Here is an 8,553-nt window from a genome sequence, read left to right as displayed (position 1 = left end):
CGCCAACGGCGCAATGCCTGCTGGTTGTGAAGTCTGGCTTTGGACCCAAATGGGTCTTCCGCCGGCCGCGCGGTCGGATGACCGCTTTGCGCCTCATATTGGCCGTTGAGCATGACTTTGCGATCGCCTGAAAGCGGACGTTAGCGGCGACCACTCCGGAGGTCACGGTTGGCCATCAGCGGACATACTGGTGGGCATGGTTGGCGCGACCCCCAAAGAACCGGAAGAGCGGCCTTGGATCGGTCGATCTGGGCGCATATGATCCTGACGCCAGGAKGGGACTCGGATGGAAATCGGCCGCGTCGAGCGCAAGCTCTCGGCGATCCTTGCGGCTGACGTCGCCGGGTACAGTCGGCTGATGGGCGTTGACGAAGAAGGTACCCTCGGTCGCTTGAACAGCCATCGCCGTGAGCACCTCGATCCCTGTGTTGCCAAGCATCGCGGCAGGATCATTAAAACGACGGGTGACGGGCTGTTGGCGGATTTCGCCAGTGTCGTCGATGCGGTGCGCTGCGCTGTCGAGGTGCAGGCCGGTATGGCAGAACGCAATGCCGCCGTTGCAGCCGACGAACGGCTCGAATTCCGGATCGGCATCAATGTCGGCGACATCATCGAACAGGACGGCGACGTCTTCGGCGAGGGGGTCAACATTGCCGCCCGTCTTGAGGGGATCGCGGAGCCGGGCGGGATCTGCGTTTCCGGACGCGTGCAGGAAGATGCCGCGGGAAAGATCGGCGGCCTGCGCTTTGAAGATATGGGCGAGCAGGCGCTGAAGAACATAGCCCGGCCTGTCCGCGCCTATCGTTGGAGCCCGGATGGTGCAAAGCAGCTCGGCCCATCACGTCCGACAGAGCGCCTGCCCGACAGGCCGGCGCTTGCGGTGATGCCGTTCCAGAACATGAGCGGCGACCCGGAGCAGGACTACTTTGCCGACGGCATAGTTGAGGACATCATCACCGCGCTCAGCCGCTTCAAATCGTTTGCGGTGATCGCCCGCAATTCGAGCTTCGTATACAAAGGCAAGTCCATCGACGTGCGGCAGGTCGCCAGGGAGCTCGGAGTCCGCTACGTGCTCGAAGGCAGCGTGCGACGCTCCGGCGAGCGGCTTCGCATCACCGCACAGCTCATCGAGACGATAGCCGGGGCGCATCTTTGGGCCGATAGGTTTGATGGTGTCGTCGCAGACGTGTTAGACGTGCAGGACCGCATTGCCGAAAGCGTTATCGGCGTCATCGAGCCGCAGATCCGACAGGCCGAAATCGAACGCTCCCGCAGGCAACGCCCGGAAAGCCTCGATGCTTACGATCTCTACCTGAGAGCGCTGTCGAAGACGTACAGCGCGCGGCCCGAGGACAACGCCGAGGCCTTTGAGCTATTCATGCAGGCAGTCGCGCTCGAACCGCACTACGCGGCGTTCCTCATCGGCGCCTGTTTTGCCCTCGAGTTCCGCATTGCCATGGGCTGGCCCGAGCTTACCGGCGACGACCGGTCCGCTTGTCTCGATCTGGTGCGCCGCGCCCTTGCCGATCCGCAGGGCGATGCGACCGTGCTGGCGCAATGCGGGCTGACGCTGGTGACCATGCGGGAGTACGACCGAGGCATGCAGATCGTCGCCAATGCCGTCGAGGCGAACCCCAACAGCCAGTTTGTGCTGATGGTCGCAGGCATTGCCGAACTCCATTGCGGGGATCTGGAGGACGCACTCACCCATAGCCGGCGCGCGATCCTCATGAGCCCGGGCGACCCTACGGCACCGTGGCCCATGACCACGATTGCTCATGTGCACATGGCGCGTCGCAACTATGTCGAGGCGCTGAAAGCCGCGGAGCGGTCAATGGCGTTGAACGCAGGCCTCGACCCGACTTACTGGATGCTGATCGCGGCAAATGCACAGCTCGGCCGAATGGATGAAGCACGTCGCTACCTGGCCAAATTTCGGACACTCGCGCCCGACGTTACCATCGCGAGCATCAGGGCAGGACTGCCGGAATACGATCCATCGCGCATGGCAGCGATCCTCGAGGGCTTGCGCATCGCAGGGCTGGAAGAGGGCTAGCCATTGCGCRGACAAGCCCCCCGTAGTCGAGGTATAATGCAGCTTCTCGGCGGGGGCGATCGCACACCTCCGAACGCCCATCGCCCATGACCGCTTTGCCCTTTTGTCGGCCGTTGAGGGCACCTTTGCCGCCTCGTGAAAGCAGACATTGCCGGCGACGAGGCCTACGGTCGCGGTCGCGACAGGCGCAAAGATCAGTCTAGGCTGATCCGCGYTCCCTTGGCGCCGTTGAGCAGCCGCTTGAGATGGAAGCTGGCGAGCTGGTCGTCCGGACATTTGCCGATCTGCGCGGCGAAAGCCGTAAGCGCGTTTGCATCGCCGGCCTCCAATCTGCCGAAGGCTTCGAGATAGCTCGCCGTCGAAGGATCATCATACTGCTTTGACGACAAAGGCTCGAACGCGCGCAGCGCCTCGGCCCGGCCGCGCAGCATCAGATCGCCGACCGGCCGTCCACGGAAGCCGTCGACCCTTGCAGCCGCGCTCCCGCTGACGCAGATACGCGTGCCCAGCTGCTTGTTGGCGCTTTCCAGCCGCGCCGCGATATTGATGGTGTCGCCATAGGCCGTGTAGTCGAAGAAGCGGCCTCCGCCGAAATTTCCGACCAGCGCCGGACCTGCATGGACGCCGATGCGGGTCGTACCGACCGCAACGCCCTTGTCGCGCCAACTATCGCGGAACGATTGCGACAGCGCGTCGAGCTCGAGCGCGCAGGCAACCGCGCGCGCCGCATGGTCCTGCTGCTCGCCAGGCGCGCCGAACAGCACATGCAGCGCATCGCCGACGATCTTGGCGACGGTGCCTTCATGCGCGAACACGACGTCGGTCATGCCGGCCAAATAGTCGTTCAGGAGCGCGCCTAACGTGGCAGGGTCGATCGTTTCCACCAGCGTGGTGAAGCTGGTAATGTCCGTGAACAGCGAGGCGACCTCGCGCCACTGCCCGGCTAGCGCCAACCCGTCGGCGTCGCCGGCCAGCCGCTCGGCCAGATTGGGCGAGAAGTAGCGCGACAGCGATGCATGCGCCCGCTCCGCGACCGCTTGCCGCCGATGCGCCTCGTGCAGCACCTCGCGATGCTTCAAGGTCTTGGCGATTGTGGTCTCCAGGTCTGCAAAGTCGATCGGTTTAGTGATGAAGTCGAAGGCGCCGCGGTTCATCGCAGTGCGGATGTTGGCCATGTCACCGTAAGCGGAGACGATGACCGTCGAAAGCTGCTGCCCCTCGGCATGCTGCAGCTTCTCCAGCAGCGACAGGCCGTCCATACGGGGCATGTTGATGTCGCACAGCACCATGTCGATGTCGCTGTTGCCGTCGATGACGGACAGGGCGTCCACACCATCGCTGGCAAACAGGAAAATGACCGCGCCGTCGCGGATCTGACGCCGGAACTTCTGGACGATCAAGACCTCAAGATCGGGCTCGTCGTCGACCACGAGGATGCGCGCCGTCACGCCACCATTCCCAGCCGCGTTTCGATCTGTTGCCTGAGCGCCGCAAAGTCGATCGGCTTGGTCAGCAGCGCTTCGGCGCCGTTCTCCAACGCCTTGCGCTTGGTTTCGGCGTCGCCATAGGCGGTGATCATGATGACCGGGACGTCGGGCCGCAGCACCTTGATCTTCGGCAGCAGTTCGATCCCGCTCATGCCGGGCATGTTGATGTCGGACAGCACCAGGATCAGTGTCACTCCTTCGGCGTGGTCGATCTGCTCCAACGCCCCGACCGCCGATTGCGCGAACTCCAGGGTGAAGCGGTTGGCTCGGATGTCGCGGCGGAACTGCTGGCGAAACAGCGGCTCGACGTCGGGCTCGTCGTCGACGACCAGGATGAGGAGGCTCATGCTTCACCTCCCGATTTTGCGAGCGAGGCCGCAGCGCGCGGCAGCACAATCCGGAACTCGGTGAACTCGCCTGGCTGGCTTTCGACGTCGATCGTGCCGGCATGCTGTTTGACGACGATGTCGTGGCTGAGCGACAGGCCGAGCCCGGTGCCCTCGCCGGCTGGCTTGGTTGTGAAGAATGGATTGAACATCTTCTCCTTCACCTCCGGCGGAATGCCGGTGCCGTTGTCGCGGATCCTGATTTCGACACGGTCGCCGAGACTCCTGGTGGTGGCGGAGAGCGTCGGCTCATAGCTCGCGCCATTCGCTGCGGTGCTGCGCTTGGCCGTTGCATAAAAGCCGTTTGAGATGAGGTTGAGAAGCACCCGCGTGATCTCCTGCGGGTAGAGATCGACATCCCCAGCCAGCGGATCGAAATTCCGCGTCAGCGTGACGTTGAATCCTGGCTTTTCGGCGCGTGCCCCGTGATAGGCAAGGTTCAGGCTCTCCTCCACCACGGCATTGATGTCGATCGCACGATGCTCTCCTGAGCCCGCGCGCGAATGCAGTAGCATGTTCCTGACGATGGAATCGGCCCGCTTGCCGTGCTGGACCACCTTGTCGAGATTGCTCTTGAGCATGGCTGTCAGCTCGGCGACCTCTTCGCGCACGGATGCCTCCAAAGGCGCTCCGGCCAGCACACTGCTCAGATCATCGATGAGTTCGCCTGAGAGCGCTGAGAAGTTGTTGACGAAGTTGAGCGGGTTCTTGATCTCGTGGGCGATACCGGCGGTCAACTGGCCGAGTGAGGCGAGCTTCTCCGTTTGCACGAGGCGGTCCTGCGCGGTCCTCAGATCCTCGAGCGAGCGTGACAATTCGCGGGTACGCGCCTGCACCTCGTCGAACAGCCGGACGTTCTCGATCGCTATGCCGGACTGGTCGGCAAACGTCTCGACGAGCTCGATCTGCCTCGGCGTGAAGTCCCGCACCTGTGACCGCGTCAGCGCGAACACGCCGACCGGCGCGCCTTCGCGCAAGATTGGAACGCATAGAATGGTCCGGTAGCCGCCGAGCTTCTGAAGCTGCGTTGCCCCGTAGTCCGGGTCGGCGAGCACGTCCGAAACGTGGACGGCGCGGGCTTCGAGGGCCACCCTTCCGGTGACGCTGTCGCGACCGGCGGCGAAGGGATTGGATTTGGCGAAAGCCGCGGCTTCAGGCAAATTGCCGTACTCGGCCGACCACCGGTAGAGATCGCCGTCACGCTTGAAGATGACGCTCGTGTCCGCGTCGCACAGCTTGGCTGCTGATTCCACCAGCGTGTCGAGAACCGACTGCAGGTCGAACGTAGAGCGGCTGATCGCCTTCAGCACGTCGGCCGTCGCCGTCTGCAGCTGCAGCGACTCGCTCAATTCCGCCGTGCGGGACTGTACCTCTTCAAACAGGCGCACATTCTCGATGGCGATCACCGCCTGATCGGCAAAGGTCTGGACAAGTTCGATCTGGCTATCGGTGAAGGGCCCGGGTTCGGGTCGCGTCATTGCGAAGACGCCAATTACCGATCCTTCGCGCATGAGCGGTACACAGAGCACAGCCGAATAACCTCCGAGTCGCGGAGCTTCGGGAAGGCCATGTTCGGTGTCCTTGGTAACATCCGGAATATGGACGACTGCCTTGTCGAGTGCTGTTCGGCCGACCCAGGATTGTCGGCTGATCGGACTCGGATTCGCCTCTTCATACGCGCGATACTCCGGGGTTTGGTCGTAGGCTGCCGCAAGCCGGAAGACATCGCCGTCCCGCATAAAGATGCCAGACGTTTTCGCACCGCAGAGCCTCACAGCAGATTCGATAAGTGTCTGCAGGACGCTCTGCAGGTCGAATGCGGAGCGGCTTATGACCTTGAGCACATCCGCGGTCGCGGTCTGCTGCTGTAATGCTTCGCCAAGGTCGGCGGTGCGAGCCTGCACCTCTTCGAAGAGCCGCACATTGCCGATTGCGATGACGGCCTGGTTGGCGAAAGTTTTGAGAAGGCCAATTTGGCTGTCGCTAAAGGGTCGCGCCTCGATGCGCCGGATCATAAGCGCTCCGATTGCTTTTCCTTCCTGCAACAGCGGAGTGGCGAGAATCGCGCGAAAACCAAGACGTTGAGCCATCATTCGGGCAGTTGCAAACTCCTCTCCAGCGATGGTCAAGTCGGGAACGTGGACCGGCACCCGATCCAATACGGCGCGGCCGGTAACGATGTCGCGCGCAACCGGCAAGCCAGTGCCGTCAATCGGAATCGGTCCGTGATGCGCTCCCACAGCCAGCCTGTCGGAGCGCAGCAGATAGATCGTTGCGTCATAGGCGTCGCAGAGCCGAGCGGCACTTTCAGCGACGGCGTCCAGCACAGGCTGAATGTCCGTAGGAGATCCGGCGATCACTTGCAATATTGCGCCGGTGGCCATCTGCTGTTCCAGCGACTCGGCTAGGTCGCGGTTGCGGGACTCCACCTCTTCGAACAGCCGCACGTTCTCGATCGCGATGACCGCCTGATCCGAAAATGTCTGCACCAGTTCGATTTCGCGCGTGCTGTACGGCGAGACCGACGAGCGGGCGAGGACGAAGACGCCGGTCACGGCGCCGTCACGCATCAGCGGAACGCCCAGCAGGGTGCGGAAGCCGCCGAGCCGCTGGCCTTCGATGTTGGTATACTCCGGATCGTCGAGAACGTCGGCAATCTGCTCCACGGACCCGCTCTGGGCAACGCGGGCGGCGATGCTGCCCCGGCCGGGCGTGACCGGGAGGTTGTTCATGTGGTCCTGGAATTCTTGACTCCATCCGATCTGTACCGTCGGCTGCAACACGTCGCCCTGGCGCAGATAGATGTAGCCCATCCCGGAGTGACAGAGGTCGGACGCGGACTTCACAAGCGTATGCAGCACGGAATCGAGATCGAACGCCGAACTGCTGATCGTCTTCAACACTTCGGCCGTCGCCGTCTGCTGTTCCAGCGCTTCAGTCACCTCACGGTTGCGCGCCTGCACCTCGTCGAAGAGGCGGACATTCTCGATGGCGATCACCGCCTGGTCGGCGAAGCTCTCGACCAGTTCGACTTGACGCGGTGAAAATAGCCCGATCGCCCGCCGCGCCATGCCGAATACGCCGATGGTCTCCTGACCCCGCTTCAGCGGAACAGAAAGCACTCCGCGGAAACTGCCTATGATTGCCGCCTCCGGCCTTTCGTATTCCGGGTCTTCAAGCGCGTCCGCCACGTGGATCGTCAATCCCTCCAGCGCAGCGCGGCCCTGGAACGTCCCTCGTCCCACAACATGTGGGTTGGCTCGTTCGTATGCATGCAGCTCGGCAGCCTGCCCGCCGCCTGCCATGAACTGCAACGTATCGCCAACGCGCAACGTGATTGCGCCCATGTCCGCCCCGGCCAGGCGTATTGCCGAGTCGACCAGCGTCTGTAGTACCGGTTGAAGATCGAAGGCCGACCGGCTGATTGCCTTGAGCACATCGGCGGTCGCGGTCTGCTGCTCCAGCGCCTCGCCGAGATCGCGCGTGCGCGCCTGCACCTCGTCGAACAGGCGCACGTTCTCGATGGCGATCACCGCCTGGTCGGCGAAAATCTTGAGTAGCTTGATCTGCTTCTCGCTGAAAGGCTTGACCTCGATGCGCCTGATGACGAGCGCGCCGATTGCTTCGGTGTCACGCATCAGAGGTGTTGCGAGCATCGTGCGGTGGCCAAGCCTTTCGGCAAGTGTTTGGCTGACAGGAAACTCCGCACCTGCAACCGCTATGTCGTTGACATGCACAGTCTTGCGGTCGGCGAAGGCGCGACCGCAGACCCAATCGCGTGCGACCGGCATCGGTTCGAAGTCGAAGGCGATGGGGCCGTAGTGTGCTTTGGGGAATAGTGTCCCGTCTCGCGCCAGGAAAATGCCGGCGTCGTAGGTGTCGCAGAAGCGCGCAGCACTCTCCGCCACGACCTGCAGGACGGGTTGGATGTCGGTCGGCGATGCGGCGATCACCCTGAGGATCGCACTCGTCGCAGTCTGCTGTTCAAGGAGATTGGCGACCTCCGCGGTGCGTACCTGATTTTCTTCGCGCGCCGCTGTCAACTCGGATCGGAGCGAGCTGATCGTCATCTTTGAGTCGGAGTCTGGCCCTCCCACAGAGGTGCTCCTGTTTTTCTCTGCTCAGTGTCGGCTTTGGCCAACCCAGCGTCAAGTTTGGCGACCTATAACGTCCGTTCGTCACCCAGAGCGGCCGCTTTGGTGATGCACCTGAGCGCCGGCTTTCGGAGCTATTGCAGACAGGGAATATGTCCGAGATGGGTCGTAGGCGGAGTGTCCGCTTCTTCGGACTTTGACCTAAAACCAGTCGGTCAGCTTCCGGCCCAAAAGCCGACAAAGAGGGGCGTGGAACGTTGCGCCCCTTGGGTTCTTACATCGGCGGTTAATTTCCGGCGGCCTTACTTCCGGAAGCCACCCCCTTGAACACCGACAACGTATCTACCTGATCTAGCATCGAACACATCTTGTTTGGGGTATCGAAGTTAAAGCCCATGCACTTCTGATCAGCGGCGCACGCCAGCACGCAGTCGGCATAGGTGCTGGGGATGTTCGAATACGACTCTCCCACCACCACCGTATTCTTGTAAAAAACGAGGCTGGAGTATTGAACCTTGTTCGCCACCGCC

The 8,553-nt window shown here is 62.4% G+C and carries 5 protein-coding genes; 1 reads left to right on the top strand and 4 read right to left on the bottom strand.

The annotated features are described in order from the left end of the window. The first annotated feature begins 286 nt into the window (after nt 1–286). Complete coding sequence (locus ACXJ7R_RS18280; RefSeq protein WP_457153065.1) at nt 287–2,056, top strand: adenylate/guanylate cyclase domain-containing protein; 1,770 nt, start codon at nt 287–289, stop codon at nt 2,054–2,056. 194 nt (nt 2,057–2,250) lie between these two features. Here ACXJ7R_RS18280 and ACXJ7R_RS18275 read toward each other — a convergent pair whose 3' ends face one another. From ACXJ7R_RS18275 to ACXJ7R_RS18260, 4 genes are all read right to left on the bottom strand, one after another. Next, nucleotides 2,251–3,504 carry an adenylate/guanylate cyclase domain-containing protein gene (locus tag ACXJ7R_RS18275; protein ID WP_457153064.1) on the bottom strand — a complete coding sequence of 418 codons (1,254 nt, stop codon included), beginning with the start codon at nt 3,502–3,504 and terminating at the stop codon, nt 2,251–2,253. Continuing rightward, a complete protein-coding gene (locus tag ACXJ7R_RS18270) occupies nt 3,501–3,890 on the bottom strand; it encodes a response regulator (RefSeq protein WP_457153063.1) in 390 nt (129 codons plus the stop codon). Before ACXJ7R_RS18270 ends, ACXJ7R_RS18275 begins: the two co-directional genes overlap by 4 nt. Next, nucleotides 3,887–7,999 (bottom strand): GAF domain-containing protein, encoded by a 4,113-nt coding sequence (locus tag ACXJ7R_RS18265; protein ID WP_457153062.1) that lies wholly within the window; start codon nt 7,997–7,999, stop codon nt 3,887–3,889. The genes ACXJ7R_RS18270 and ACXJ7R_RS18265 overlap by 4 nt, the downstream gene beginning before the upstream one ends. Nucleotides 8,000–8,309: 310 nt before the next feature. After that, on the bottom strand, nt 8,310–8,553 hold a 244-nt coding region (locus tag ACXJ7R_RS18260; RefSeq protein ID WP_457153061.1), incomplete at its 5' end, for a PAN domain-containing protein.

The sequence above is a fragment of the Mesorhizobium sp. P5_C1 genome (assembly GCF_054049815.1).
The sequence above is the reverse complement of the archived record's forward strand: the minus strand, read 5'-3'. Positions and strand labels throughout refer to the sequence as shown.